21 protein-coding genes are annotated in these 25,862 nt (G+C 64.1%); 1 reads left to right on the forward strand and 20 read right to left on the reverse strand.

Features of this window, described 5'->3' with window-relative positions; all coding sequences use genetic code 11:
- Nucleotides 1-207 precede the first annotated feature (207 nt).
- Nucleotides 208-1,989, forward strand: a complete 1,782-nt coding sequence (locus tag IPM06_00785; protein ID MBK8768947.1) for an aminopeptidase P family protein — start codon at nucleotides 208-210, stop codon at nucleotides 1,987-1,989.
- Here IPM06_00785 and IPM06_00790 read toward each other — a convergent pair.
- The 20 genes from IPM06_00790 to rsmH all read right to left on the reverse strand — a co-directional run bounded on the left by IPM06_00790 (nucleotide 1,982) and on the right by rsmH (nucleotide 25,721).
- Complete coding sequence (locus tag IPM06_00790; protein ID MBK8768948.1) at nucleotides 1,982-2,287, reverse strand: AzlD domain-containing protein; 306 nt, start codon at nucleotides 2,285-2,287, stop codon at nucleotides 1,982-1,984. The genes IPM06_00785 and IPM06_00790 overlap by 8 nt on opposite strands.
- Nucleotides 2,284-2,922, reverse strand: coding sequence for an AzlC family ABC transporter permease (locus IPM06_00795; protein MBK8768949.1), 639 nt, complete (start codon nucleotides 2,920-2,922; stop codon nucleotides 2,284-2,286). Before IPM06_00795 ends, IPM06_00790 begins: the two co-directional genes overlap by 4 nt.
- Before the next feature lie 38 nt (nucleotides 2,923-2,960).
- Nucleotides 2,961-5,057: an NAD-dependent DNA ligase LigA gene (ligA, locus tag IPM06_00800; GenBank protein ID MBK8768950.1), complete on the reverse strand. Its 2,097-nt coding sequence runs from the start codon at nucleotides 5,055-5,057 to the stop codon at nucleotides 2,961-2,963.
- Between the two features lie 2 nt (nucleotides 5,058-5,059).
- On the reverse strand, nucleotides 5,060-6,730 hold the full coding sequence (gene recN / locus IPM06_00805) for a DNA repair protein RecN (GenBank protein ID MBK8768951.1): 1,671 nt from the start codon (nucleotides 6,728-6,730) through the stop codon (nucleotides 5,060-5,062).
- Nucleotides 6,731-6,787: 57 nt separating this feature from the next.
- Nucleotides 6,788-7,705 carry an outer membrane protein assembly factor BamD gene (locus IPM06_00810; GenBank protein ID MBK8768952.1) on the reverse strand — a complete coding sequence of 306 codons (918 nt, stop codon included), beginning with the start codon at nucleotides 7,703-7,705 and terminating at the stop codon, nucleotides 6,788-6,790.
- A 127-nt stretch (nucleotides 7,706-7,832) separates the two neighbouring features.
- A complete protein-coding gene (ftsZ, locus tag IPM06_00815; protein ID MBK8768953.1) occupies nucleotides 7,833-9,341 on the reverse strand; it encodes a cell division protein FtsZ in 1,509 nt (502 codons plus the stop codon).
- A gap of 143 nt (nucleotides 9,342-9,484) precedes the next feature.
- Nucleotides 9,485-10,801: a cell division protein FtsA gene (ftsA, locus tag IPM06_00820; GenBank protein ID MBK8768954.1), complete on the reverse strand. Its 1,317-nt coding sequence runs from the start codon at nucleotides 10,799-10,801 to the stop codon at nucleotides 9,485-9,487.
- A 52-nt stretch (nucleotides 10,802-10,853) separates the two neighbouring features.
- Nucleotides 10,854-11,714 (reverse strand): cell division protein FtsQ/DivIB, encoded by an 861-nt coding sequence (locus IPM06_00825; protein ID MBK8768955.1) that lies wholly within the window; start codon nucleotides 11,712-11,714, stop codon nucleotides 10,854-10,856.
- Nucleotides 11,681-12,637: a D-alanine--D-alanine ligase gene (locus IPM06_00830; GenBank protein MBK8768956.1), complete on the reverse strand. Its 957-nt coding sequence runs from the start codon at nucleotides 12,635-12,637 to the stop codon at nucleotides 11,681-11,683. The genes IPM06_00825 and IPM06_00830 overlap by 34 nt, the downstream gene beginning before the upstream one ends.
- Complete coding sequence (gene murB / locus IPM06_00835; GenBank protein ID MBK8768957.1) at nucleotides 12,634-13,563, reverse strand: UDP-N-acetylmuramate dehydrogenase; 930 nt, start codon at nucleotides 13,561-13,563, stop codon at nucleotides 12,634-12,636. The genes IPM06_00830 and murB overlap by 4 nt, the downstream gene beginning before the upstream one ends.
- Nucleotides 13,563-14,969: a UDP-N-acetylmuramate--L-alanine ligase gene (locus IPM06_00840; protein MBK8768958.1), complete on the reverse strand. Its 1,407-nt coding sequence runs from the start codon at nucleotides 14,967-14,969 to the stop codon at nucleotides 13,563-13,565. Before IPM06_00840 ends, murB begins: the two co-directional genes overlap by 1 nt.
- A gap of 28 nt (nucleotides 14,970-14,997) precedes the next feature.
- Complete coding sequence (gene murG, locus IPM06_00845) at nucleotides 14,998-16,077, reverse strand: undecaprenyldiphospho-muramoylpentapeptide beta-N-acetylglucosaminyltransferase (GenBank protein MBK8768959.1); 1,080 nt, start codon at nucleotides 16,075-16,077, stop codon at nucleotides 14,998-15,000.
- A 31-nt stretch (nucleotides 16,078-16,108) separates the two neighbouring features.
- Nucleotides 16,109-17,251: a putative lipid II flippase FtsW gene (ftsW, locus tag IPM06_00850; protein MBK8768960.1), complete on the reverse strand. Its 1,143-nt coding sequence runs from the start codon at nucleotides 17,249-17,251 to the stop codon at nucleotides 16,109-16,111.
- Between the two features lie 2 nt (nucleotides 17,252-17,253).
- Nucleotides 17,254-18,657 (reverse strand): UDP-N-acetylmuramoyl-L-alanine--D-glutamate ligase, encoded by a 1,404-nt coding sequence (locus IPM06_00855; GenBank protein ID MBK8768961.1) that lies wholly within the window; start codon nucleotides 18,655-18,657, stop codon nucleotides 17,254-17,256.
- Nucleotides 18,658-18,664: 7 nt separating this feature from the next.
- Nucleotides 18,665-19,753, reverse strand: coding sequence for a phospho-N-acetylmuramoyl-pentapeptide-transferase (locus IPM06_00860; protein MBK8768962.1), 1,089 nt, complete (start codon nucleotides 19,751-19,753; stop codon nucleotides 18,665-18,667).
- A gap of 4 nt (nucleotides 19,754-19,757) precedes the next feature.
- Nucleotides 19,758-21,176, reverse strand: coding sequence for a UDP-N-acetylmuramoylalanyl-D-glutamyl-2,6-diaminopimelate--D-alanyl-D-alanine ligase (locus tag IPM06_00865; GenBank protein MBK8768963.1), 1,419 nt, complete (start codon nucleotides 21,174-21,176; stop codon nucleotides 19,758-19,760).
- A gap of 7 nt (nucleotides 21,177-21,183) precedes the next feature.
- Nucleotides 21,184-22,644 carry a UDP-N-acetylmuramoyl-L-alanyl-D-glutamate--2,6-diaminopimelate ligase gene (locus tag IPM06_00870; GenBank protein ID MBK8768964.1) on the reverse strand — a complete coding sequence of 487 codons (1,461 nt, stop codon included), beginning with the start codon at nucleotides 22,642-22,644 and terminating at the stop codon, nucleotides 21,184-21,186.
- Nucleotide 22,645: 1 nt separating this feature from the next.
- Nucleotides 22,646-24,349, reverse strand: a complete 1,704-nt coding sequence (locus IPM06_00875) for a penicillin-binding protein 2 (protein ID MBK8768965.1) — start codon at nucleotides 24,347-24,349, stop codon at nucleotides 22,646-22,648.
- On the reverse strand, nucleotides 24,346-24,696 hold the full coding sequence (ftsL, locus tag IPM06_00880) for a cell division protein FtsL (GenBank protein ID MBK8768966.1): 351 nt from the start codon (nucleotides 24,694-24,696) through the stop codon (nucleotides 24,346-24,348). The genes IPM06_00875 and ftsL overlap by 4 nt, the downstream gene beginning before the upstream one ends.
- Nucleotides 24,696-25,721, reverse strand: a complete 1,026-nt coding sequence (rsmH, locus tag IPM06_00885; protein MBK8768967.1) for a 16S rRNA (cytosine(1402)-N(4))-methyltransferase RsmH — start codon at nucleotides 25,719-25,721, stop codon at nucleotides 24,696-24,698. The genes ftsL and rsmH overlap by 1 nt, the downstream gene beginning before the upstream one ends.
- Between the last annotated feature and the right edge of the window lie 141 nt (nucleotides 25,722-25,862).

Consider the following 25,862-nt stretch of genomic DNA (forward strand, 5'->3'; position numbering starts at 1 on the left):
AAACCAGTCGAAAATCAGGGGCGTCGTGCAAGCGCATGCGTGAAGGCAAGCGAGAGCGGCCAAACGTCCGGCCAATCGTCGATGTGCGACGTTATGATACACCCAACTTCCCTGCGCAAGAGCCTTTGTCCCGAAGGACTTGCGAGATTCGTGGCCACCGACCACAATCGATCGCCAATTGATACATTTGCATCGGCAAGAAAACAGATGAACACACACAGCACCCGCCTCAAAGCGCTCCGCACACTGATGAAGCAGCGCGGCCTCGCCGCCGTCATCGTTCCCCGTCAGGACGAATTCCAGGGCGAGTACGTGGCACCCTATGCGGAGCGCCTGCAATGGCTGACGGGCTTCAAGGGGTCGTGGGGCTTGGCCATCGTTGGTCTGCGCAAGGCGGCGATTTTCGTCGATGGCCGCTATACCCTGCAGGTGCGCCAGCAGACGGATACCGCGCTGTTCGAGCCCCGGCATCTCATGGAGGATCCGCCGGTCAACTGGATTGCGGCGAACCTGAAAAAGGGCGAGAAAATCGGATTTGATCCCTGGGTGACGCCGGTCGCCGAGGCCCGCAAGTTGCGCGCCGCCGCCGAAGCCGTTCACGCCAAGCTGGTCCCCCTGCCTCGCAACCCCATCGACATGGTGTGGCCAGACCAACCCGCCCGCCCCGCCAACACGATCGAGTCCCATGGCATCGAACATGCCGGCGTCGCGGCAGCGGAGAAGCTCAGCGCCATTGCTGCAACACTGCTGAAGCAGGGAGCAGACGCCGTGCTGCTCGCCGATCCCGCCTCGGTGTGCTGGGCCCTGAATATCCGCGGCAGCGATGTGCCCTACACGCCCTTTCCGCTCGCTTATGCCCTGCTCCGCCGCAAGGGCAAGGCCGAGCTTTTTGCCGACATCGCGCGCCTGACGCCCGACGCGCGAAAAGCCCTGAAGGACATCGTGCAGTGCAAGCCACCCGGCGACCTGCCCGCCCGCCTCGCCGCCCTGACTGGAAAGACCGTGGCACTCGATCCGGCCCTTGCGCCTGAGGCGGCGCGCCTCGCCCTCGTCAAGGCGGGCACAAAAGTCATTGAGGCGCAAGACCCGTGCGTGTTGCCCAGGGCGCGCAAGAACGAGACGGAGCGCCAAGGCGCGCGGGCGGCGCAGCGCCGTGATGGCGGTGCCCTCACGCGCTTCCTCAAATGGGTGAGCGAGAATGCCACCAAAGGGTGTCACAGCGAAGCGACGGCGGCGGAGGTACTGCGCGAGATGCGCGCGGAGTCGAACATGCTCCGCGGGCTCTCGTTTGAATCGATTTCGGCCTCCGGCCCCAATGCGGCGATCCCGCACTATCATCTGTCACCCGATGACGCGCGGCCCCTCGCGGCGGGCGAGATCTACCTCATCGATTCCGGCGGGCAATATCTCGACGGCACCACCGATGTCACACGCACCTTGATGATCGGCACGCCGACCGGTGAAATGAAAGACCGCTTCACCCGCGTCCTGAAGGGCATGATTGCACTTTCCGTGCTGCGCTTTCCCAAGGGCACCACTGGCGCTCACATTGATGCGCTGGCGCGGGCCGCGCTGTGGAAGGCGGGACTGGATTTCGACCATGGCACCGGCCATGGCGTGGGCAGCTATCTCTCGGTGCATGAAGGCCCCGCCCGCATTTCCAAGGCCGGACACACGGCCCTCGAACCTGGCATGATCGTGTCGAACGAGCCGGGCTACTACAAGGCGGGCGCCTTCGGCATCCGCATCGAAAACCTGCTGCTTGTCACCGAGGCCGGGGAAATCGAGGGCGGCGACCGGCCGATGCTGGGTTTCGAGACGCTGACCTTTGCCCCCATCGACCGCGCCCTCATCGATGCGCGGCTGCTGACGCGCGAAGAACTGCTTTGGCTCAACGGCTATCATGCCCGCGTGCTGGAACAGATTTCACCGCAGGTGGATGCCGCGACACAAGCCTGGCTGAAGGACGCCTGCGCCCCCCTCACATGAGGATATGGCGGAGCGCCACGACGCTGGCCACACCCGCACCGATGGTGACGAGAAGCGGCGCGCGCAGCAGGGCAACGCCGAGCGTCACCGCCCCGGCGATCATCTCGGCCCAGCCCTGCAGGAAAACCGCAGGCGCAATGACGGCGGTGAGAATGGCGGGCGGCACTGCATCAATCGCTGCCTTCACCCGGCCCTCGATCTTCAGGCCGCGCAGGAGCAGATAGCCCGACAGGCGCGTGCCATAGGTGGCAAGTCCCATCAACACGATGGCGAGGAAGAAGTACGGATCGACGGTCATGCTTCGCGCTCGCTGTGCAATCCCACCGCCATGGCCATGCCGGCGACTCCGCCGATGAGGATGTACCACGCGCCGGGAACGAACAGCTTTGCCATGCACGCGGCAAACGCACTGGCCGCGAGGATGGCCCCCGTCCGCGGGCCTTTCCAGAACCCGGCGAGCACGGCGATGAACATGGCAGCAAAGGCGAAGTCGAGTCCGATCGCGGCCCCATCGCCCAGCTTGTTGCCGATCATTGCACCAATCGCCGTGAACAGGATCCAGTTCGGCCACAGCGGCATGGAGGCACCGAGGAAATAGGCAGGCGTCAGTTTCTCATGCAGGGCGCGCCGCTCAAGGATGGCCCAGGCCTCGTCGGTGAGCCAGAACATCAGGATCGAACTCTTCAATTTCGGGAAGTGCTGCACATGCCGGGAGATGGACGCCGACATGAGCACATGCCGCAAGCCCACCGTGGCAATGGTGAACACAAGGAGCGACAGCGGCGTGCCGACCTTCACCAGGTCAACAGCAACAAACTGCGCCGCGCCGGAATAGACAATGCTGCTGACCAGCACGGCTTCGAGGGGAGAAAAGCCCTGCCCCGCTGCCACCGCGCCCCACAGCGCAGCGATGGGCGCATAGGCCAGCAGCATGGGCCACACTTCGCCGAACCCCCGCCAGAAATCACGCATCATGCCGAGAGCTCACCCACGCGGTTGAACCATTCGGCTTCATCGATCACCTCGACTCCATGCTTCTGCGCATCCTTGAGCTTGGAACCCGCGCCGGGACCGGCGACCAGCAGATCAGTCTTCTTCGAAACGGAGCCAGAAACCTTCGCACCGAGACGCTCCGCCATGGCCTTGGCCTCCTCGCGCGTCATCCGCTCCAGCGCGCCGGTGAACACCACCGTCTTGCCCGAGACGGGCGAACCGCTCGCCACAGCGGCCAGGGCCTGCGGCCGGACTTCACCCAGCAGCGCATCCACCACGGCAATATTGTGCGGCTCGTCGAAGAACTGCGAAATTGCCTCCGCCACCACGTCGCCGATGCCGTCGTGGGATGTGAGTTCGTCCCAGGCTTCCGTTCCGGGCTTGGCCTCGCGGGCCTGGTCCCGCAGACGTTCCGCCGAACCATAGGCCCGTGCCAGAACGCGCGCCGTCGTCTCTCCCACGTGACGGATGCCGAGGGCAAAGATGAACCGGTCCAGCGCAATGTCGCGCCGCGCGTTGATGGCCGCAAAGAGATTGGCCGCACTCGTCTCGCCCCAGCCCTCGCGCGATCTCAGGCTGCTGCCGATCTTGTCTTCCAGCGTGAAGATGTCCTGCGGCACCTTCAGCAAGTCCTCATCGGCAAACTCCTCGATGATCTTGTCGCCCAGCCCCTCGATGTCGAAGGCATTGCGCGACACGAAATGCTTGAGCCGCTCCTTGCGCTGCGCGGCACAGATGAGACCTCCCGTGCAACGGCGCACCGCATCCGCCTTGCCGCCCTTTTCCTCACGTTCGGCGTGACTGCCACACACCGGGCACACATGCGGGAAGACGTAGGGTTCGGCATGGGCGGGGCGCTTCTCATTCACGACCTCGACCACCTGCGGAATGACGTCGCCCGCGCGCTGAACCACCACGGTATCACCGACGCGAATATCCTTCCGCGCAATTTCATCCTCGTTGTGCAGCGTCGCATTGACCACGACCACGCCGCCCACCGTCACGGGCTTGAGCCGCGCAACGGGCGTGAGTGCACCCGTGCGCCCCACCTGGATGTCGATCCTTTCGAGCACCGTCTTCACCTGCTCGGCGGAAAACTTGTGCGCGATGGCCCAGCGCGGACTGCGCGACACGAATCCCAGCCGCTGTTGCAGGGCGATGTCGTTCACCTTGTAGACCACGCCATCGATGTCATAGCCGAGATCGGCGCGTTGGCTCTCGATCAGCCTGTAGTGCGCAAGCAATTCCGCACCCGTATGGCAAAGTTTCATCAGCGGATTGACGGGAAGGCCCCACTGCTTGAAGGCTTTCACCACGCCCCATTGCGTCTCGGCGGGAAGCTCGGGCGCCTCGCCCCAGGCGTAGGCAAAGAAGCGCAACGGCCGCGCGGCAGTGATGCTTGAATCCTGCTGCCGCAGGGAACCCGCCGCAGCGTTGCGCGGATTGGCAAAGGTGCGCTCGCCCGCCGCCTCCTGCTTTGCGTTCAACGTCTCGAAATCGTCATGAGCCATGTAGATTTCGCCGCGCACTTCGATCACATCAGGTGCGTGACCCTTCAGCCGCTCCGGCACGTCGCCGATGGTGCGCACATTGGCCGTGACGTTCTCGCCCTCGGCCCCATCCCCGCGCGTGGCGGCCTCCACCAGCACGCCCTTCTCGTAGCGGAGCGAAATGGAAAGGCCGTCGATCTTCGGCTCCGCCGTGACGTCAATGTCGGCATTTTCCCCCAGACGGAGAAAGCGCCTGATGCGGTCCAGGAAATCGGTCACGTCCTCATCGCCGAAGGCATTGGAGAGCGACAGCATCGGCACGCGATGCTTGACCTTGGCGAAACGGCCGAGAGGCGCTGCCCCCACACTGCGCGAGACTGCCGACGCGCGGGCAAGATCCGGAAAATTGTGTTCGATCGCCGCGAGACGCCGCCGCAACGCATCGTAGTCCGCGTCCGAAATGGTCGGCGCGTCCTGCTGGTGATAGGCGATGTCGTGGGCTGCAATCTTTTCCGCCAGCGCGGCATGTTCCGCCGCTGCTTCGAGCGGAGACAAGCCCTCCACGGCAACGGGCTTCTTCGCCATTCTCAGCCCTGCCCGGCCAGCAGCTGGTCGGCCTGCGCGCGCGCTGCGTCCGTGACAATGGCACCCGAGAGCATGCGCGCCAACTCCTCGCGGCGGCTTTGCGCCGAGAGCGGCTGCACGCGCGTGACCATGCGCTTGGCCTTCACGTCTTCCATCTTGGAGATCAGCATATGCTGGGCCGCACGCGCGGCAACCTGCGGCGAGTGCGTGACGGCGAGCACCTGCAATCCCCCGGCCAGCCGCGCCAGACGCTTGCCGATGGCGTCCGCCACCGCGCCGCCCACCCCCGTGTCGATTTCGTCGAAGATCAGCACGGGTGCCGAACCCTTGGCCGCCAGCACCACTTTCAAGGCCAGCATGAAGCGCGCCAACTCGCCGCCCGATGCAATCTTCATCAGTGGCGAGAGCGGCGTGCCGGGATTGGTGGCCACGACAAATTCCACCCTGTCCACCCCATGGGCCCCTGGGCGCGCGCCATCAGAGGCGACTTGCGTCTCGAAGCGCGCCTTTTCCAGTTTCAGCGCCGGAAGCTCATCCCCAACCTGCTTGTCCAGCGCCTTCGCCGCCTTGCGGCGCGCGGCAGACAACTTGTCGGCGGCAGCCTCGAACGCGAGCTTGGCTTCGGCATGGACCTTCTCCAGCACCGCCAGCTTCGCGCCACCGTCGGTCAGGGCCTGCATCTCGTTTTCGAAGCGCCCCCGCACGGTGGCGAGGTCGTCAACCGTGCATCGATACTTCCGCGCCGCGGCACGCAGTGCAAAGAGCCGTTCTTCCGATTGTTCCAGTTCGCGCGGATCATAATCGAAGGCCCGGCGCGCCTCGCTGATCACGCGCCCTGCTTCCGCATATTCAGCGAGCAGCCGGTCCAGCACCGCAACGACGGAATCAAGGCGTCCGTGTGCGCTATCCTTGCGCCGCTCAAGCCGCCGCAGCGCCGCGTTGATCTTCGATTCCGCCGCGCCATCTCCGGCGAGCGCAGTATCAGCCTCATCCAGCGCACCGATGTATTGTTCGGACTGCATCATCAGCTGCCGCGCTTCCGCAAGCTGTTGCTCCTCGTTGGGCTCGGGCGAGAGCTTGGCCAACTCGGCTACGGCATGTTCCAGATAGTCGCGCTCCGCTTCCGCCTTTGCCATCAGGGCGCGATGGTCTTCCAGCGCCGAGGCCGCACCGCTCCACTGCCGCCAAAGCCCCGACACAGCCTCGACCTGCGCCTGAAGCCCGCCGAAGGCATCGAGCAGCCGGCGGTGCGCCGACACGTCGACCAGCGCACGGTCCGCATGCTGGCCATGAATTTCGACAAGCTCGGCCGCCACCTGCCGCAACAGGTTGAGGCTGACGGGTTGGTCGTTGATGGTGGCGCGGCTCGGCCCATCCGCATTCTGGATGCGCCGCACGATGATCTCGCCGTCGCATTCCACGTCATTGTCGCGCAGCAATCTCCGCACGGCATGGCCGTCCGGCAGATTGAAAGCCGCCGAAACCATGCCCTTGGCCTGCCCCGCGCGCACCAGCGAGGAATCGCCCCGCGCGCCCAGTGCGAGGCCCAGCGAATCCAGCAGGATGGATTTGCCCGCGCCTGTCTCGCCCGTCAGCACGGTAAGCCCGGCCTCAAGCGTCAGGTCCAGTTTCTCGATCAGAACAATGTCACGGATGGAGAGAGCGGTCAGCATCCCGGTGTTATAGCCGAGTCTCCGCGAACCTTGCGAGAGGGAACGTCAGCCCGGACTTCAGCCCGTGACGCTGCGGAAGGCTTTCACGATCCAGGAGGACTCGCTGGCAACAGGCTGCTTCCCATCGGTGGTCACCAGCTGGTAGGCATCCTTGTACCACTCGCTGTTGGGGTAGTTCTGGCCCAATACAGCCGCAGCGGTCTGCGCCTCGGAAACGATGCCCAGTGCCATGTAGGCTTCCGTGAGACGATAGAGCGCTTCCGGCGTCTGCGTCGTCTGCTGGTAATCGATGATGACCTTCTTGAAGCGGTTGATACCGGCAAGATAATCGCCCTGCTTCACGTAATAGCGGCCGATATCCATTTCCTTCGCGGCGAGTCGGTCATAGCCCAGCTTCGCCTTCTGCTTGGCATCGGCGGCATAGGGCGTATCGGGATAGCGGCGCGCGATTTCTTCCAGGGCCTCGACGGCCTTTTCGGTCTGCCTCTGGTCGCGGCGCACATCGGCGATGCGCTCATATTCCGAGAGTGCAATCAGGTAGTAGGCGTAAGGCGCATCCTTGTGGCCGGGATGAAGTGTGGTGAACCGCTTGGCGGCATTCACGGCGTCATCATAGGAACGGCGCTGATAGGCCGAGAAGGCCTGCATCAGGATCGCCTTGGTGGCCCACTTGGAATAGGGATGCTGCCGCTCGACTTCGGCAAATTTCTTCTGGGCGCGGCTGTAGTTGCCGGCCTGCATCTCGGCGAGGCCGCCGTTGTAGAGTGTCGCCACGGCCTTCTCGTCCGCCGAAGCCATGTCGGGAGCAATCACGCCACCACGCGGCACCACATTGCTGGTCGTACCGGTGTCCCCGTCGCCCCGGTCCAGCAGGCGCTTGAAACCACCCGATGAGGCGCAGCCACCCAAGACGACAAGTGTCAGGGCAAGGGCAAGCGCATGGCGCGTGTGGGAAAGAAAGCTACGGTGGGTCATGTGCTGCGGGGTTCTAGCCTGTGTCACCCCTGCCGTGAAGGGTCGTGTACAGGTTGCTTATGACAAACGAAACCCGGCGGAAGTGTGACCGCCGGGTTCCGTGAACAGGCAAGATTGCCGGGCAGGATTACGAGCTGGCCTGGCGGCGCAGGAACGCCGGAATGGCAAGCTGGTCGTCCTCGTAGGGCGGTTCCACATGGGCATGTGGGTCAGGCTGCGGCTGCGGGCGCGTGGCCGTGCGGGCCGCTGCAGCAGGAGTCATTTTCGGTTCGGCACGGCGCGGTGCCGGCTGGGGCGCAGGTGCGGTCTCATCGCGGCGGCCAAGGCCAACCGTGGCGAGACGTTCGAAGATGCCCTTCTTGCGCTTCTGCGCATGCTCGGCGATGTCCTCGATGCGGCTTTGCTGTGCGGCGATCTGCTTCTGCGCGATCACCGGAAAGTCTTCGATGGGCGGAATGCGCTGCGTGGTGACGCGCGATGCCGGCTGTGCCACCGGCACGGGCTGTGGCGCTGCTTCGGCGCGCAATTCGGCGGCGGCAGGACGCGCCGCCATCGGCGCAGGCTTCACCACCTTCACGCTCTCGGCAGGTGCCATGGCCGGCGTGTAGCCGACCTGGGTGCGAACGGGTTCGTGCGCGGCGGAGGTGTCTTCGTCCGCGCCGTGAATGGCTTCCGGCGTCAGGCCTGTCGCAACGACAGAGACGCGCATCGTGCCTTCCAGCGAGTCATCGAAGGTGGCGCCGAGAATGATGTTGGCTTCCGGATCCACTTCCTCGCGGATGCGGGTTGCGGCTTCATCGACTTCGTAGAGCGTGAGATCGGGACCACCCGAGATGGAGATCAGAAGGCCACGCGCACCGCGCATCGACACATCGTCGAGCAGCGGATTGGAGATCGCGGCTTCAGCGGCTTCGATGGCGCGCTTTTCGCCCGAGGCTTCGCCCGTGCCCATCATCGCCTTGCCCATCTCGCTCATGATGGCGCGGACGTCGGCAAAGTCGAGGTTGATGAGGCCTTCCTTGGTCATCAGTTCCGTGATCGAGGCCACGCCCGAGTAAAGCACCTGGTCTGCCATGGCAAAGGCCGCAGCGAAGGTTGTCTTTTCGTTGGCGACGCGGAAAAGGTTCTGGTTGGGAATGACGATCAGCGTGTCCACGTAGCGGGCGAGTTCGTCAATGCCGCGCTCTGCCGTGATCATGCGGCGCGCACCTTCGAAATGGAACGGCTTGGTGACAACGCCCACCGTGAGGATGCCCTGCTCCTTGGCGGCGCGCGCAATGATCGGCGCTGCACCCGTGCCCGTGCCGCCGCCCATGCCAGCGGTGATGAAAGCCATGTGCGAGCCCGCGAGATGGTCGAGGATCTCCGGAAGCGCTTCCTCGGCGGCGGCTGCACCGATCTGCGGCTGCGAACCGGCACCAAGGCCTTGCGTGAGGGCCGTGCCCATCTGGACCCGGCGCTGTGCGGCGTTCTGAAGGAGCGCCTGCGCATCGGTGTTTGCCACAACGAATTCAACGCCTTCGAGGCGACTTTCGATCATGTTGTTGACGGCATTGCCGCCCGCGCCGCCTACGCCAAAGACCGTGATCCGCGGCTTGAGCTCGTGCAGGTTGGGGACAGTGAGATTGATGGACATGAGTCGATTCCGGTACTGATTTGGGCTGATAAGACTTTGTTTCTCAAAGCCCTAAGAAATGGTTAACGAATGCTAACCATGGAGAACAATATTCTGTTCAAAGTGAGTCAGGTCGGGTCAGGTTGGTTGCCGGTTGTTCACTCTCAGAGCGCTTCCTTGAGCCAGCGGCCCACCCGGCGGGCGTAACCCATCTGCTGCCGTTCCAGCATTTCCCGCGCTTCCGTGGGCATGGAAATGCGGCGGTCCGGCTTGAGCGACAGGGCGAGAAGACCCGCACTGACGGCCATTCCGCCTTGCTGGGCGGCCTCCGGTGCACCTTGCCCCAGGATCGGCTGGCCAATCCGCACCGGGCAACCGAAGTGATGGGCGGCAAGATCGCGCACACCCTGCAGTTGACCACCACTGCCCGTGAGCACCACGCGCGTGATCGCTTCCGGCGGAGCATGGCGGGAAAGGTCTTCGCGAACCATTTCGATCAGTTCTTCCACGCGCGGCAGAATGATGCCGTTCAGCACATGCTTCGGAACCTGCTGGATCGCATCGACCCCGCGTTCGCCCAGAAGCGGAACCGCCAGCATCTCGCGGTCCTCATGGGCGAAGGGAAGCACCGACCCGAACATCGTCTTGAGGCGCTCGGCATGGGCGATGGTGGTGGCGAGGCCCTGCGCAATATCGGCCGTCACATGGGCCGCACCGACGGCGACACTCCCGGAGGCGGCAAGGTTTCCGTTGCGGAACAGCGCGTAACTCGTGGTGCCGCCCCCCATGTCGATGACCACGGTGCCCATGGCCAGTTCATCGTTGAGCAGCGTGCCGCGCCCCGCGGCGTAGGCCGAAAGCGCGACGCCTGCGACCTTGAGATGGGCGCGTTCGATGGCCAGCGTCAGATTGCGGAGGTGCGAGGCATCAAGGGTGACGATGCCGATATCGACGCCCAGCACTTCACCGTGCATGCCGAGCGGCGGACGGTCTGCCGTCACACCATCGAGCGAATAACCGACCGGATTGAGATGCAGGATATGGCGCTTGCCGATGTCGGCCTTGCCGATCGCCGCCGAGACAGCGTGTTCGATGTCACGCGGCGACACAACGCCCGTCTGTGTCTTCACATGACCTGAGGACGACATGGAGGCGGGACGCCCGCCGGACACATTCACGTGGACGGCACGTACCGCCTGCTTCGCCATGCGTTCGGCTGCATCCACGGCAATGCGGATGGCACGCTCGGCTTCCTCGATATTGGAAATGGCGCCGTTCTTGATGCCGCGCGACGCCGTGGTGCCAAGACCCGTGATGCGCAGAGCGTTGCGATAGTCCTGGCCCTGGACGAAGCGCTCCGAGGGCTCGGCGATGACGCAGCTGATCTTGGTGGAACCGAGATCAAGCGCGGCGACCGGGCCATCTGCGACGACGGCATCCCGCCCCTTTGTCCGGAATCCCAATGGACTGCCACGCGTCATACGAACTGCTCCCAACTCGAACCCAACAGCGCCGGCAACGGCCGGCAGGACGTCAGTGCTGGAGCTGCGAAGTCTGATCGCCGGCCTTCTTGGGGTCGACGGCCTCCGCCAGGGCGATCACGATGCGGTCGTTCGTCCGCAGGTCGATTTCGCGAATGCCCTTCGAGAGGATATTCTGTGTCGCGTCCAGCTCGGCAACCCGCTTGAGAGCGGCGTCCACATTTTCCTCCGGCAGGTCGATCTTGACGCCGTTGTCGAGGTACAGTGTCCACCGGCGCTCACCCACACGTGCTGCCGCCTGAACCTTGAGCATTAAGGCAGGTATGGCTTCCATCTGGTTAACGTAGTCGGCCGCGGCGACATTTGCGCCCTTCCCCGAGACCAGCGGAAGCTGGCGGAGCGACAGCGGGTTGAGGCCACTCATCTCGACGCCTGCACGGTCGATCACCGAATAGTTGCCGTCCTTCTGCCAGATGGCGAAGGGTTCACGTTCGTTGAGGGTGATCTGCAAGGAGTTGGGGAAGTTGCGCCGCACTTCGGCATCCGCCACCCAATCCAGTGATTCGAGAAGAATGCGGGCATCGTCCGCATTGAAGCCGACAAGGCTACCGCCGGGTTTCACGCCGATATGGGCGAGCACGTCTTCCGGATCATGGTGCATCAGGCCCGAGATGCGAATGTCCTGCGCCGCCATGCCGAAGATCGAAGCCACGCGCCCGTTGAAATTGTTGAATGGGCTTTCGGGATAGGTGAATGCGCCGCCATCCACGCCACCCACGATCAGGCTGGCGCCGAGGAACAGTACGGCAAAGCCCCGCACCGCGATGCGCGTGGTGAGGCTGGTCAGTGCTGTCTCGATGCGGCCCTTGCGGGCACGTTTCACCGGTCGAGCGAAGCGTCGTTCACCATCCATGTCACGAGTTCCTCAAATGAATGTCCGGCGTGTGCCGCCATTTCCGGCACGAGCGATGTTCCCGTCATGCCGGGCTGGGTGTTGGTTTCGAGGATGATCAGTTCCGGCTCCTTGCCGGGCCCGTCATCAAGGCGGAAATCGGAACGCGAGATGCCGCGGCAGCCCAGCGCCTGGTGCGCCAGCAGCGAATAAAGCTGCACCTTGCGATAGAGATCGGGCGAAAGCTCCGCCGGCAGGATATGCTGCGAACCACCTGGCGCATATTTCGACTGGTAGTCATACCAGCCCGAGGCCTTGGACACGATGTCGATGACACCCAGCGCCACATCGCCCATCACCGCGCAGGTGAGTTCGCGGCCCGGAACGAAGCGCTCCGCCATCACCCGCTCGCCAAAAATCTCGCGCTGCTCCAGGATGATCTTGGGCGGCCCGTTCTTGGATTCCGTCACGATGTGAACGCCGACGCTGGACCCTTCCGCCACCGGCTTGATCACGTAGGGCACCGGCAGAGCATGCTCTTCCGCAGCCAGTTCAATGTCGACGAGCTTGCTCTCGGCTACCGGAATGTTGGCCGCGCGGAACAGGACCTTGGACATCTCCTTGTTCATCGCCACCGCCGAAGCGCGCACGCCGGAATGGGTGTAGGGAATGCGCAACGTCTCGCACAGGGCAGCGGCACAGCCGTCTTCGCCCCATTTGCCGTGCAGCGCGTTGAACACCACCTCCGGCTTCATGTCGAGGAGCACGCTGTGAATCGTCTCGCGTTTCACATCGACCATGATGGCGTTGAATCCTGCCCGGCGCAGCGCCCCGAAACAGGCCTCGCCCGACGCGAGCGACACGTTGCGCTCCGCCGACCAGCCGCCCATCAGCACCGCGACTGTCGTTTCGTCCGGATGAAGGCGTGGCTTCGTCGTGTTCATTCCGCCTCCTCCGCTGCGAGGCCGATGCGCTTGATTTCCCAGTCGAGATCGATGCCCGAGGTCTCCTTCACCTTGCGGCGCACCGTCTCGCCCAATTCTTCAATCTGCGCCGCCGTGGCGCCGCCCTCGTTGATGAGGAAATTGCAATGCATCTCCGACACCTTGGCGGGACCAACGGCAAATCCGCGCATTCCGGCCTTGTCGATCAGTTGCCATGACTTGTTGTTGGGCGGATTCTTGAAGGTCGATCCGCCAGTGCGGCTTTTCACGGGCTGCGTCGCTTCGCGGCTTTCGGTAATCTTGTCCATGGCGGCGAGAATATCCGCCGTCACGCCAGGCCGGCCCTGCAGAAGCGCCTGGGTAAACACCAGGTCATCAGGCGCGCCGCTGTGGCGGTAGGTGTATTTCATGTCGGCGTTACTGAGCACGCGGATGTTTCCCTCACGGTCCACGGCCCGCGCTTCCACAAGCACGTCCTTGGTTTCGCCGCCGTACGCACCGCCGTTCATGCGAAGCGCGCCGCCAATCGTGCCCGGTATACCTCTCAGAAAGGTTAACCCATCGATACCATTGTCGGCGGCAAACCGCGCCACGCGGATATCCGGAACCGCCGTGCCGCAGCGGATGCGGTGCCCCTCCTCCACGCTGACATCGCCAAAGCCGCGCCCCAGCCGGATCACGACGCCCGGCACGCCACCATCGCGCACCAGCATGTTGGAACCGACGCCGATCGGGTAGATCGGAACAGACGTGGGCGTGTTCTTCATGAAGTGCGCAAGGTCGGCTTCGTCCGCCGGCGCATACAGCACCTCCGCCGGCCCGCCGACGCGAAACCATGTGAGATCAGCGAGAGGCGCGTTGGCTTCCAGCCGCCCGCGCACCTGCGGCAGCTGCTTCAGAAGGGCTTCACCATTGATCCTGGTCATCACTGGTCCAATGCTGCGAGTTCGCCCGGAAGGGCATAGGCCCATTGCGTCACCGTTCCGGCACCGAGGCAGACGACGATGTCACCCGGCTCAACCAGATGCTTCACCTGCGGCGCCAACTGCTTGGGCTCGTCGATGTGCAGGACGGAACGATGGCCGTGGGCGCGAATGCCCTCCGCCAGATGCGTGTGCGAGGCGCCCTCGATGGGGCTCTCGCCAGCCGCATAGACGGGCGCAAGGATGACTGAGTCCGCATCGTTGAAACACGAACAGAATTCATTGAAGAGGCTCGACAACCGCGTGTAGCGGTGTGGCTGCATGACCGCCACGACCTTGCCCTTGGTCACGCGCCGCGCCGCGGCCAGCACGGCCGCGATCTCGACGGGATGGTGGCCGTAGTCATCGAACACGGTGACACCATTGTGTTCGCCCGTGCGGGTGAAGCGGCGCTTAACGCCTTCGAAGCTGTTGAGGCCGTTGCGGATCTGGTCATCCGTCAGTCCGAGCTCGCGCGCCACCACGAGGGCGGCGGTGGAGTTGAGCGCGTTATGGTCGCCCGGCATGCGGAGCGCCAGGTCCCTGATCTCGGTCGCCTTGCCGGAAACGCGGTCAGTCACGCGCACGGCAAAGCGCGTGGCGCCATCGGAGAACGCCACATCCAGCAGGCGATAATCGGCCTGCGGGCTGCGGCCATAGGTGATGACGCGGCGGTCCTGCACCCGGCCGATCATCTCCTGAACAACAGGATGATCGATGCACATCACCGCAAAGCCATAGAAGGGAATGTTCTCCACGAAGGCGAGGAAGGCTTCCTTGGCCTTGTCGAAGGTGCCGTAGTGATCAAGGTGCTCGGGATCAATGTTGGTGACGATCACAATATCGGCGGGCAGCTTGACGAAGGTGCCGTCCGATTCATCGGACTCCACGACCATCCAGTCGCCCTTCCCGAGGCGCGCATTGGTGCCATAGGCATTGATGATGCCGCCGTTGATGACCGTCGGATCAAGGCCGCCCGCATCCAGCAGCGCCGAGACGATGGACGTTGTGGTGGTCTTGCCATGCGTGCCACCCACCGCAACGCAGGACTTGAAGCGCATGAGTTCCGCCAGCATTTCGGCGCGGCGGACAACGGGCAGGAAACGGCGCCGCGCCTCCACCAGTTCGGGATTGTCCGGCTTCACCGCCGACGAGATCACCACCACCTGGGCCTCGCCGAGGTTCTTGGCCTCGTGGCCGATGGCGACCGCGATGCCGTGCTTGCGCAGGCGCGCCACGTTGTAGTTGTCTGAAATGTCGGAGCCCTGCACCTTGTAGTTCAGGGTCGCCATCACTTCGGCGATGCCGCTCATGCCGATGCCGCCAATGCCGATGAAGTGGATGGGGCCTACGTCGCGTGGAAGTTTCATCAGTCTCAAGTCTCCGGTCAGCCCTGCGTCAGCGGGCCATGATGCTCTGCATGAGGTCGGCAAGGCGGCGGGCGGCATCCGGTTTGCCATGCCGGAGCGCCGCCGCGGCGGCCTCCTTAAGGTGTTCGGGCTGCGACAGCAATCCCGCAAGGAAGGCCGCAAAACCAGCGGAATCAATGCCTCCCTGGGGCTTCACCCAGCCGGCGCCTGCGCGCTCGAAACTCTCGGCATTGCGCAATTGGTCGTTGTCCAGCGCATGCGGCAGCGGCACGAGAACAGCCGGCCGCCCGACGACGCCCAGTTCCGCAATGGTGGATGCTCCCGAACGCGCCACCACGAGATGGCTGGCCGCCATGCGCTGCGGCATGTCCATGAAGAAGGGATTGAGTTCGGCCCGGACGCCGGACGCCCGATAGGCTTCCGTGGTGCGGGAAAGGTCTTCCTCCCTGCACTGCTGCGTGAGCACGAGGCGGCGCTTCACATCATCCGGCAAGGCGGCCACCACGCCCGGCATCATGTCGGCAAAGAACCGTGCACCCTGACTGCCACCGAAAACGAGAAGTCGGATATCGCCGTCGCTCACCAGTGCCGGATAGGGCGCCGCGGCCACGGACTTGACGACGCCGCGCACCGGATTGCCCGTGAGCGTGACCTTGGCCCGCGCCGCATCGGGAACAAGCCGCACCTCGTCGAAGGACGTCGCAACCGCCGTGACGCGCGAGGCCAGCAGCCTGTTGGCCCGGCCCAGCACCGAATTCTGTTCATGCACAAGGCACGGTACGCCCATCCGCGCCGCAGCCATCAGCGGCGGCAGCGAGGGGTAGCCTCCAAAGCCCGCGACCGCGACCGCTCCGCTCTCACGGATGAGCCGGCGCGACAGCCTGTAGCCCGATGCCAGCCGCAACAGGCGCCCCGGCAAGCGCAACGGGTCCGAGAGCGAGAGTGTCGCCGACGGCACGATATGCACCTTCTCCGCTGGAAACGACTTGCCGTAGTCGCGCACGCGCTCGTCGGTCATCAGGTGGATGCGGTAGCCGCGCCCCACCAGTTCTTCCGCCAAGGCTTGCGCTGGAAAGAGATGTCCGCCAGTCCCGCCGGCGGCGAGCATCACCAGATTGTTTTGTCCGTGAACCGCCACGTCACCCCACCTGGTCTGACAGGGCGAGCGGTGCCGGTTGCGGCGCTGCCATGCCGCGCGCCAGTGCCAGCACAAAGCCCATCGCCATGGCCGTGCCAAGGAGCGACGAACCGCCGTAGGAGATGAAGGGCAGCGTCATGCCCTTGGCTGGCAGCAGCGCCACGTTGACGCCCATGTTGATCGCCGCCTGCAAGCCGAACATGGTGACAAGGCCCGCCATCGCCAGCGCCGAGAACGGATCCTGCTCCGTCTTGGCGCGGCGCAGCACGCGCATCACGATGAAGATGAACAGCGCCATGATGGCGAGGCAGGCAATGATGCCGAATTCCTCGCCCACGACGGCAAAGGTGAAATCCGTATGCGCGTCCGGCAGCACGAGCTTGGCCTGCCCGCCGCCCGGCCCCGTGCCCATCAGGCCGCCGTTGCGGAAGGCTTCCATCGCCGTATCGGTCTGGAAGGTGTCACCCTTCTCCGGGCTCATGAAGCGGTCGATGCGCGAAGCCACATGCGGCACCAGGAGGTAGGCGAAAACGCCCGCGATCACGCCGCAGCCCGCAAGGCCGAACACGATCACCCACGGAATGCCGAAGACCAGCAGCATCGCACCCGTGGTGGCAACCACCAGTGCCGCCTGTCCGAAGTCAGGTTGAAGTACCAGCATGCCGAGGAACACGGCAGCCATGGCATAGGCAATGATGTGGCCCGGCATGTCGGGCCGCCGCGTCTTCTCGGCGAGGAACCAGCTTGCCGCCACCACGTAGCAGGGTTTGGCGAATTCGGAGGGCTGCAGGTTGATCGGGCCGAAATTGATCCAGCGGTGCGCGCCCTTGATTTCGGGCCCGAAGAACAGCGCCGCCGCCATCAGTATCAGCGCGCCGACAAAACCGAGGAAAGAGGCTCGCCGCACCCATCCCGTATCGAAGAACGAAAGGGTGATGAGGCAGATCACCGCGAAAAAGAGATAGAACAGCTGGCTCTTGAAGAAGTGGAAGCTGTCGAGGCCGATGCGCTCCGCCACCGGCGGGCTTGCCGCCATGCTGATGAGCACGCCCATCGACATGAGCAGCAACACCGCCGAAATCAGCGGCCTGTCGATCGTGAACCACCAGCGGGCCAGCGTGCCGCGGTCACTGCGCGAGATCAGCATCAGCTGTTCCCTTCTGTTGTCATGTGAATGCCGGGAAGGCGAGAGACGAGCTCGACGAAGGCGTCGCCGCGCACCTCGAAATTCTTGTACTGGTCGAAGGACGCGGAGGCCGGCGATAGCAGCACCACGGGGTCTGCCTCCTGCGCGGCTTGCGCATCGCGCGCGGCGGCCTGCACGGCGCGGGGCAGCGTCTCGCAAATCTCGTAGGCAACCTTGCCGTCCAGCGTGGCGGCGAACTCCGCGGCAGCGACTCCGATCAGGTAGGCTTTGCGGATACGCGGGAAATAGGGCGCAAGCGGCGCGATGCCGCCAGTCTTCGCGATCCCGCCGGCGATCCAGTGAATGTTGCTGTAGGAGGCAAGCGCCTTCTCCGCCGCATCGGCATTGGTCGCCTTTGAATCATTGACGAAGGAAACCGCACCCGCCCGTCCCACTTCCTGCATGCGGTGTGCAAGACCGGGAAAGCTATGCATGGCAGCACCGATGGCCGGCGCATCCACGCCCATCGCCCGCGCCACGCCATAGGCCATGCAAGCGTTCTGCCAGTTGTGGCGGCCGCGCAGCGCCGGCATGGCGCGCAGGTCAATGGTCGCATCGACAGCGCCGTTCCGCATGTCGCGCAGGATGCCGTCCGGCGCGCAGATGCCATCACCGAGTGCACGCGTCACCGACACGCGGCGCACGTCCGGCCCCACGTGAATCTTGTCCGCAATCGCAGCACACCAGTCATCATCAACGCCGACGAGTGCCGTCTGCCCGTCGCGCTGCTTGCCGAACATGCGGGCCTTGACCTCGGCATAGTGCTCCATGTTGCCATGGCGATCGAGGTGGTCGGGCGTGAGGTTCGTGAGCACGCCCACGTCCGGCGACAGGCCGGGCATCAGGTCGATCTGGAAAGACGACAGCTCGAGCACATAGATGCGCTCGCGCGCGGGCGAGCGGAGGTTGAACACGGCCTGGCCGATGTTTCCGCCCACGTCAACATCGAGTCCCGCTTCCTTCAGCACGTGTCCCGTCAGCGCAGTCGTCGTGGATTTTCCGTTGGTGCCGGTGATCGCCACCATGCGCGCCCCCGTGCCCTGGATGGCGCGTGCGAACACTTCGGTGTCACCAATGACCTCGACGCCGGCCGCCTTCGCCTTGACGACAGTCCAGTGCGGCTCGGGATGGGTGAGCGGCACGCCGGGGCTCAGCACCAGCGCAGCAAGCGTCTTGAAATCGACTGTGTGCAGGTTGGTCACCTGCAAGCCCTCGGCGCGCGCCTTTTCAACGGCCGGTTCGGAATCATCCCAGGCCAAAACCTCGGCGCCGCCGGACGCAAGCGCCCGCGCGCACGAAATGCCCGACCGGGCCAGGCCAAACATGGCGACGCGCTTGCCCATGAACTGCTTGACGGGAAACATCAGGCCATCACCTCAGCTTCAGGGTTGAGAGGCCGACGAGGGCCAGCACGAAGGCGATGATCCAGAAACGGATGACGATGGTCGGTTCCTTCCAGCCCTTCTGTTCATAGTGGTGATGCAGCGGCGCCATGGCGAAGACGCGCTTGCCCGTCATCTTGAAGGAAATGACCTGCACGATCACCGAGACGGTTTCGAGCACGAACAACCCGCCGATGATGGCGAGCACGATCTCGTGCTTCACGGCAACCGCGATGGCACCCAGGGCGCCGCCCAGCGAGAGCGAGCCCGTATCGCCCATGAAGATCATGGCCGGTGGCGCGTTGAACCACAGGAAGCCCAGCCCTGCCCCCACCAAGGCTCCGCAGATCACCGCCAATTCTCCGGTGCCGCGCACGAAATGCAGTTGCAGGTATTCGGCAAACACGAAATTGCCGACGAGATAGACGATGAGGCCATAACTCGCAGCGGCAATCATCACAGGCATGATGGCAAGACCGTCGAGTCCATCGGTGATGTTGACGGCATTGCCCGCGCCCACCACGACGAGCACGCCGATGATAAGGAAGAACGGCCCGAAATAGATCAGCACGTCCTTGAAGAACGGCACGGCAAGCGACATCGACAGCGGCTTGTCGCCGATCCACATGAAGCAGCCCACGGCGATTCCGGCGATGGCGAATTCCGCGAAGAGGCGCAGACGCGAGGAGAAGCCACGCACCGAGGCGCGCGTCACTTTCAGATAGTCGTCATAGAAGCCGATGGCGCCGAAACCGAGCGTCACGAACAGAACGCCCCACACATAAAGGTTCCGCAAGTCGGCCCAGAGGATTGTCGCGACGAAGACGCCGGAGAGGATCATCAGACCGCCCATGGTGGGCGTACCCTGCTTCTCGACGATATGACGTTGCGGCCCATCGGTGCGGATGGGCTGTCCCCTGCCCTGCTTCACCTTGAGAAGCGAAATGATGCGAGGGCCAAAGATGAAGATGAACAGCAACGCCGTCAGGATGGCGCCGCCCGTCCGCGTGGTCAGGTAGCGGAAGGCATTGAGCGCCTGGATTTCCGTCGAGAAGAAGCTGAGAAGGAAATAAAGCATCCGGTCATGTATCCTTGGCCGCGGGCCACTGTGCCTTCATTGCCTCGACGAGGGGTCCCATGCGGCTGCCGAGCGAGCCTTTCACCATCACCACGTCACCGGGTTTGAGTCCGGCGAGCAATGCGTCTTTCAACTGCTCGGATTGGGCCGCGTGAGCACCGCGCCGTTGTTCCGGCGTGGCCTGCCACAGGTGGGCCATGAGAGGGCCTGCGGCGTATAGGACATCGACGCCAGCCGAGTCCAATGCTTCCGCCAGGCCCGCATGCAGGGCCGGACCGGTTTCTCCCAGTTCCAGCATGTCGCCCAGCACCGCGACGCGGCGGCCGTTCTTGCCAGGCCTGGCATGGCCCAGCAGCGCCAGCGCCGCGCGCACCGAGGCGGGGTTGGCATTATAGCTCTCGTCGATCAGCAACAGTTCGCCCTGCGGCATGCGCAATGCCTGCTGCACGCCACGGCCCTTCGCCGGCTTGGCCTCCGCGAGGGCAAGCGCCGCACGCGCCAGGTCGGCACCCATGAGCTTGACCGCCGCAAGCACGGCAAGGCTGTTGACCGCCATGTGTTCACCCGGCAGGCCGAGCTTGTAGATCACCTGTTCGCCGAACACCGAGGCAGTGATGCAGCAGCACGTGGGGTGCAACACCAGCTGGGTCATGCGCACGTCGGCATCCGCATGCCGTCCGAAACCAAAGATGCGGCTCACGCCGGCGGCCCGCGCCGCAGCCGCGAGACGGTCGAAATAGGGTGTGTCGCGGTTGATGACGGCAGCGCCACCCTGCACAATGCCGGAGAAGATCTCCGCCTTGGCCTCCGCGATCTCGTCCAGCGACTTGAAATGGCCGAGATGGCTTGCCGCAATGGTCGTGACAATCCCCACATGCGGCCTCACGAAACCAACGAGCGGCGTGATCTCGCCGGGATGATTCATCCCCACTTCAAACACGCCGAAGGCCGCGTCGGGCGAAAAGCGCGCCAGCGTCAGCGGCACGCCCCAGTGATTGTTGAAGGAAGCGGCCGAGGCATGCGTGAGCCCTGAGGCGCCAAGTGCGGAACGCAGCATCTCCTTCGTGCTGGTCTTGCCGACGCTTCCCGTCACCGCCACCACTTGGGCAGCGCTTCTGGCCCGCGCGGCGCGGCCCATTTTTTCGAGTGCCGAGAGCGGATCGCCCTCGACCACCAGCAGGGGGCCTGCTGCTTCCATCTCGGGCGACGTCCGCGAGACGATGGCAACCCCGGCTCCCGCCTTCAGCGCCTTCACTACGAAATCGTGGCCATCCATTTTCTCGCCCTTGATGGCGACGAAGATGTCTCCGTCTCCCAGGCTCCGCGAGTCGATTGAAACGTCGCGCATCACGCGCGTGATCGGCCGTGTCAGCCGGCCACCCGTTGCGGCCACCAACTCGTCCTCAGTCCACAGCGGGCTCATCTCTGACTCAGCCATGATAGTCCTCATTCCGGACGGCGGCGCGTACGGCGGCGTGGTCGCTGAACGGCCGCACCTCCTTGCCCACGATCTGCCCCTCCTCGTGTCCCTTGCCCGCCACCAGCACGATGTCACCGGCACCGGCCATCGCTACCGCCTTGCGGATGGCCGCGGCACGGTCGCCGATCTCGGTCGCACCCACCGCCCCCGCCAACACTTCGCGGCGGATCACGGCAGCATCCTCCGTGCGCGGATTATCGTCCGTCACGATTGCCACATCGGCAAGGCGCACCGCCGCAGCACCCATCAGGGGACGCTTGCCCTTGTCGCGGTCGCCGCCACAGCCGAACACGGTGATGAGCTTCCCCTTCACATAGGGCCGCAACGCCTGCAGCGCATTTTCCAGTGCATCAGGCGTGTGCGCATAATCAACGAAGACCGATGCACCCGCAGGCGTCGTGCTCACGAGGTCGAGCCGGCCTGTGGCGCCTTTGAGAAGGCTGAGCGAGCGCAGCGCAATTTCTTCCTCGCCACCGGCGGCGATCACGAGTCCCGCGGCAACCAGCGCATTCGACGCCTGGAAGTCACCGACCAGCGGCAGCGTGACGGTATGCATGCCCGCAGGCGTCTCCAGCAACAAATGCTGTTCAAGCCCTTCGCGCGTCACCGAGGCGAGCCGGATATTGTGGCCCTTGTGCCCCACCGTGAAGGTGGCGAGGCCATGCGCTTCGGCCCGCATCCGCACTTCCTCGCCATGGGGCGAATCCATGTTGATCACGGCCGGCGCACCCGCAGGCGTCAATTCCGTGAACAGCCGCATCTTCGCTTCGAAATATTCGTCGAAGGTGGCGTGATAATCGAGATGGTCGCGCGTGATGTTGGTGAAGGCCGCAGCGGTGAGCCGCAAGCCGTCGAGCCGGTATTGCGCAAGCCCATGGCTGGAGGCCTCGATGGCGAGATGGCTGACGTGGTCTTCGCTGAGCCTTGCGGCGAGCGCCTGCAACTGCACCGGATCCGGTGTCGTATGTTGCAGGTATTCCGCCCCTTGCGGACCGACAACACCGATGGTGCCGAGGCTCGCGGCGCGAAAGCCCATCGCCTCCCAGATCTGCCGCACGAACACGGTGACGGATGTCTTGCCGTTTGTACCCGTGACGGCAACGACAGTGTCTGGCTGGCGATCGTAGAAGCGCGCCGCCATGCGCGCCAGAAGCCAGCGTGGGTTGTCGCTGGTGATGACAACACCTGGTCCGGTGTAACGGCCCGGCGCGCAAATGACGGCAGCGGCGCCATTGGCCAATGCCTGCGGAATGAAAGCCGTGCCATCGGCCTTCGTTCCGGGCAACGCGGCAAAGACCGTGCCTGGCGTCACGGCGCGGCTGTCGGACGTCAGTCCCGTCACGGCAAGCGAGGCCGCCGCAGCAGGCAGCGCGGCATCATGGGCGACGAGTCTGGAAAGGCTGCGCGGCATTTCAGTTCTTCTTCTGCTTTTCCAGTTTGGCGAGTTTTTCGAGATCGGCTTCCGTGAAGGTGGGTTCGATGCCGAGCATGGGGGCGATGCGCTCGATGATTGTTCCCGCCGTCGGCACAGCGTTCCAGCCGGCAGTGGCAAAGCCATAGGTTTCCGGCAGGGCTTGCGGCTCGTCCAGCATCACGAACACGGCATATTTTGGCTTGTCCATCGGGAAGGCCCCGATGAAGGAGGACAGGCGGCGGTCCTTGGAATAGCGGCCGTGCACAACCTTTTCAGCCGTGCCCGTCTTGCCGCCCACGCGGTAGCCGATGACATTGGCCTTGCTCGCCGAACCCTCGTCGGCGTTCAGGCGGAACAACGTCCGCATCTTCTCGGAGGTGGATGGCTTGATGATCTGCTGCGCCAAGACTTCAGCCTCTTCCTTTGAGCGCTTGATGAATGTGGGCGGAATGAGCTTCCCGTCGTTGAGGATGCCCGCCACCACCGACAAGCCTTGCAAGGGCTGCACGGCAAAACCATGGCCGAAGGCAGCCGTGGCCGACACAATCCGGCTCCACCGTTTCGGCAGCAGCGGATGGGCCGTCTCCGGCACTTCCGTCTCCAGCTTGTCGAACAGGCCGACCTTGCGCAGGAACGCCTGGTGACGCTCCAGCCCCACATCCAGCGCCATCTTGGCGGTGCCGATGTTGGACGAATTGGTGAAAACCTCCGGCACGGTCAGGATGCGGCGCTGCGCATGGAAGTCGTTGATGCGCGCACTGCCGATCGCCAGCGGGAAGCGCGCATCGAATTTCGAACTCATGGTGATCGTGCCGTAGTCAAAGGCCATGGCGAAGGTCACGGCCTTGATGACCGAACCGAGTTCATAGACACCGCTCAGCATGCGGTTCTGCTGGTCCTTGGTGAAGACCTTGGGCTCGGCATTTGGATTGTAATCCGGCAGGGACACCAGAGCCACGATCTCGCCCGTCTCGATGTCAAGAATGATGCCGCCGCCGGCAATCGCCTTGAACTTGACGATGGCCTTGCCGATCTCGTCCGTCATCACGTGCTGCACGCGAATGTCCAGCGAAAGCTCGGCCGGTGCTGCAATCTGCTTCTGCGGATCAGCGAGCGACGCGGTGTAGATCGCACCTGCATTGTCGAGGTATTTCTCGATACCGGCGATGCCCTTTGTATCCATGTCGACATAGCCCACCGTGTGGGCCGCAAGCCGTCCCTGCGGATAGACGCGCTTGCGCTCGTTGATATAGGCAACGCCGGGAATGCCGAGATTGTAAACGGCATCGCGCTCTTCCGGGCTCACCTGGCGCTTGATCCAGGCAAAGGCGCTCTTTGGCTTCAGCAACTTGCGCCGCAGGTCGGCGGCATCTACGTCGGGCAAGGCAGCACTCAGCAATTCCACCGCTTCATCCACGTCAGGAACCTTGCGCGGATCGGCATAGAGCGAAGCAACCGCAATGTCGGTCGCCAGCACATTGCCGTAACGGTCCACGATGTCGGGCCGCGGGATCCGGTCCTGGTGTTTCGCAAGTTCGGTGTTCACGTCTTCCGCGGGCTTCAGCACATTGATGCGGACGAGTTGCCCGCCGATCGCCGTGAAGGCCAGCGCGAAACCGAGGCCCAGCAGGCGGATGCGGTTCTGCCCCGCCAGACGCGGTGTACCTGCAAGGGGCGTAATGGTCTTGTGTCGCAACATCATTGCATCTTCTTCAGGATGTCACCAATGGGGTCCTTGCCGTCTTCCTCCAGTTTCACCGGCACACTTTCCGGCACCTTCGTCAGGAGGTCGTCAAGGCTCACGAATTGCTGCGCCCGCGTGGGCTCGAGGTTGAGGCTTTGCTGGGCGAGCTTCTGGATGCGCTCCGGCCGCGTCAGGCTGCTCCATTCCGCCTTGAGCAGCTTGATCGCCTCGCGCGCTTCATCAATCTTGCGCTTGCTGGCGGCGATGCGCCGCTCTTCGCCGCGTGTGGCATGTTCCAGCCCATAGAGCGCGTAGCCAGACACCAGCACGGTCATCACGAGGAACGCATTGATGATCTTGAGCATCAGTGTCTCACCGGTTTCAGTTGGGGATTGCCGATCAGCACCGCATCGGCTGCCATCGGGGGAGCATCAGTGCGAACACCGGCGCGCAGCTTGGCGGAGCGGGCGCGCGGATTGCGGGCGCATTCAGCAGCGGAGGCATCGACGTGACCCTTGAACGGCAACGTAAACGAAGGATCCGGTTTCTGCTCCAGGCCCGGCGCATGGCGCGAGGCCGACGGAACATGGCCGCTCCGCAGGGCGAAGAAGCGCTTCACCAGCCGGTCTTCCAGCGAATGGAATGTCACCACCACCAGCCGCCCGCCGGGCTTGAGAATGCGTTCGGCTGCAAACAGCGCCGCCGCCAGTTCGTCAAGTTCGCCATTCACGTGAATGCGCAACGCCTGGAAGGTGCGCGTGGCAGGATGCGTGCGGTCCTTGGCGCGCTGCGGCCCCGTGGCGCGTTCCACGGCGCGCACAAGGTCGAAGGTCGTGCGCAACGGTTCCGTCTCGCGCGCCTTCACGATGGCGCGGGCGATGCTGCGCGACTTGTGTTCCTCGCCCAGCACAAAGATGATGTCGGCCAGCGCCTCCGCTGGCAGCGTGTTGACCACATCCGCCGCGGAGAACCCCTCCCCCGACATGCGCATGTCGAGCGGACCATCGCGCAGGAACGAGAATCCCCGTTCCGCCTGGTCGAGCTGCATGGAGGACACGCCGATGTCCAGGACAACGCCATCCACCTTCCCGGCGGCGATGTCTTCCATTGTGGCGAAGGTGCCGTGGACCAGCCTGAGCCGCCCGCCGGAAACGGCAACGAGCCCCTGCCCATCACGGATGGCAGCGGGATCGCGGTCGATAGCAATCACCTGGCAATCGGCGTGGCCAAGAATGGCCCGCGTATATCCGCCCGCCCCGAATGTGCCATCGATGAAAACCTCGCCTGCCACAGGCGCAAGCGCCTGCAACACCTCATCCAGCAGCACGGGAATGTGCTGCGCGGGATGGGCCTCAGGTGCCGGACCGGGGGAGTGGGGAGACGTTGACACGGGCAAAAGCAACAGGGTGAACAAGATGTTAACGGAACCCCGACAATGCTCCGGCGAATCTTAACAAACAGTTTCAGGGGCGATTCATTTCCACCCACAAATGGGGCGAAAAACGGCCGCCCAAAGGCTGTTCTACAGGAA

This window comes from Hyphomicrobiales bacterium (assembly GCA_016710435.1).
Classification (GTDB): Bacteria; Pseudomonadota; Alphaproteobacteria; order Rhizobiales; family Aestuariivirgaceae; genus Aestuariivirga.

Coding starts and splice junctions, on each gene's coding strand:
- recN (MBK8768951.1), bottom strand. CDS start 6,730: ATGCTGACCGCTCTCTCCATCCGTGACATTGTTCTGATCGAGAAACTG.
- murG (MBK8768959.1), bottom strand. CDS start 16,077: ATGCTCGCCGCCGGCGGGACTGGCGGACATCTCTTTCCAGCGCAAGCC.
- IPM06_00865 (MBK8768963.1), bottom strand. CDS start 21,176: ATGAGCCCGCTGTGGACTGAGGACGAGTTGGTGGCCGCAACGGGTGGC.
- IPM06_00825 (MBK8768955.1), bottom strand. CDS start 11,714: ATGGATGGTGAACGACGCTTCGCTCGACCGGTGAAACGTGCCCGCAAG.
- ftsA (MBK8768954.1), bottom strand. CDS start 10,801: ATGACGCGTGGCAGTCCATTGGGATTCCGGACAAAGGGGCGGGATGCC.
- IPM06_00875 (MBK8768965.1), bottom strand. CDS start 24,349: ATGATGTTGCGACACAAGACCATTACGCCCCTTGCAGGTACACCGCGT.
- ftsL (MBK8768966.1), bottom strand. CDS start 24,696: ATGCTCAAGATCATCAATGCGTTCCTCGTGATGACCGTGCTGGTGTCT.
- IPM06_00840 (MBK8768958.1), bottom strand. CDS start 14,969: ATGAAACTTCCACGCGACGTAGGCCCCATCCACTTCATCGGCATTGGC.
- IPM06_00810 (MBK8768952.1), bottom strand. CDS start 7,705: ATGACCCACCGTAGCTTTCTTTCCCACACGCGCCATGCGCTTGCCCTT.
- IPM06_00830 (MBK8768956.1), bottom strand. CDS start 12,637: ATGAACACGACGAAGCCACGCCTTCATCCGGACGAAACGACAGTCGCG.
- murB (MBK8768957.1), bottom strand. CDS start 13,563: ATGACCAGGATCAATGGTGAAGCCCTTCTGAAGCAGCTGCCGCAGGTG.
- ligA (MBK8768950.1), bottom strand. CDS start 5,057: ATGGCGAAGAAGCCCGTTGCCGTGGAGGGCTTGTCTCCGCTCGAAGCA.
- ftsZ (MBK8768953.1), bottom strand. CDS start 9,341: ATGTCCATCAATCTCACTGTCCCCAACCTGCACGAGCTCAAGCCGCGG.
- IPM06_00785 (MBK8768947.1), top strand. CDS start 208: ATGAACACACACAGCACCCGCCTCAAAGCGCTCCGCACACTGATGAAG.
- IPM06_00855 (MBK8768961.1), bottom strand. CDS start 18,657: ATGTTTCCCGTCAAGCAGTTCATGGGCAAGCGCGTCGCCATGTTTGGC.
- IPM06_00790 (MBK8768948.1), bottom strand. CDS start 2,287: ATGACCGTCGATCCGTACTTCTTCCTCGCCATCGTGTTGATGGGACTT.
- IPM06_00870 (MBK8768964.1), bottom strand. CDS start 22,644: ATGCCGCGCAGCCTTTCCAGACTCGTCGCCCATGATGCCGCGCTGCCT.
- IPM06_00860 (MBK8768962.1), bottom strand. CDS start 19,753: ATGCTTTATTTCCTTCTCAGCTTCTTCTCGACGGAAATCCAGGCGCTC.
- IPM06_00795 (MBK8768949.1), bottom strand. CDS start 2,922: ATGCTGCTGGCCTATGCGCCCATCGCTGCGCTGTGGGGCGCGGTGGCA.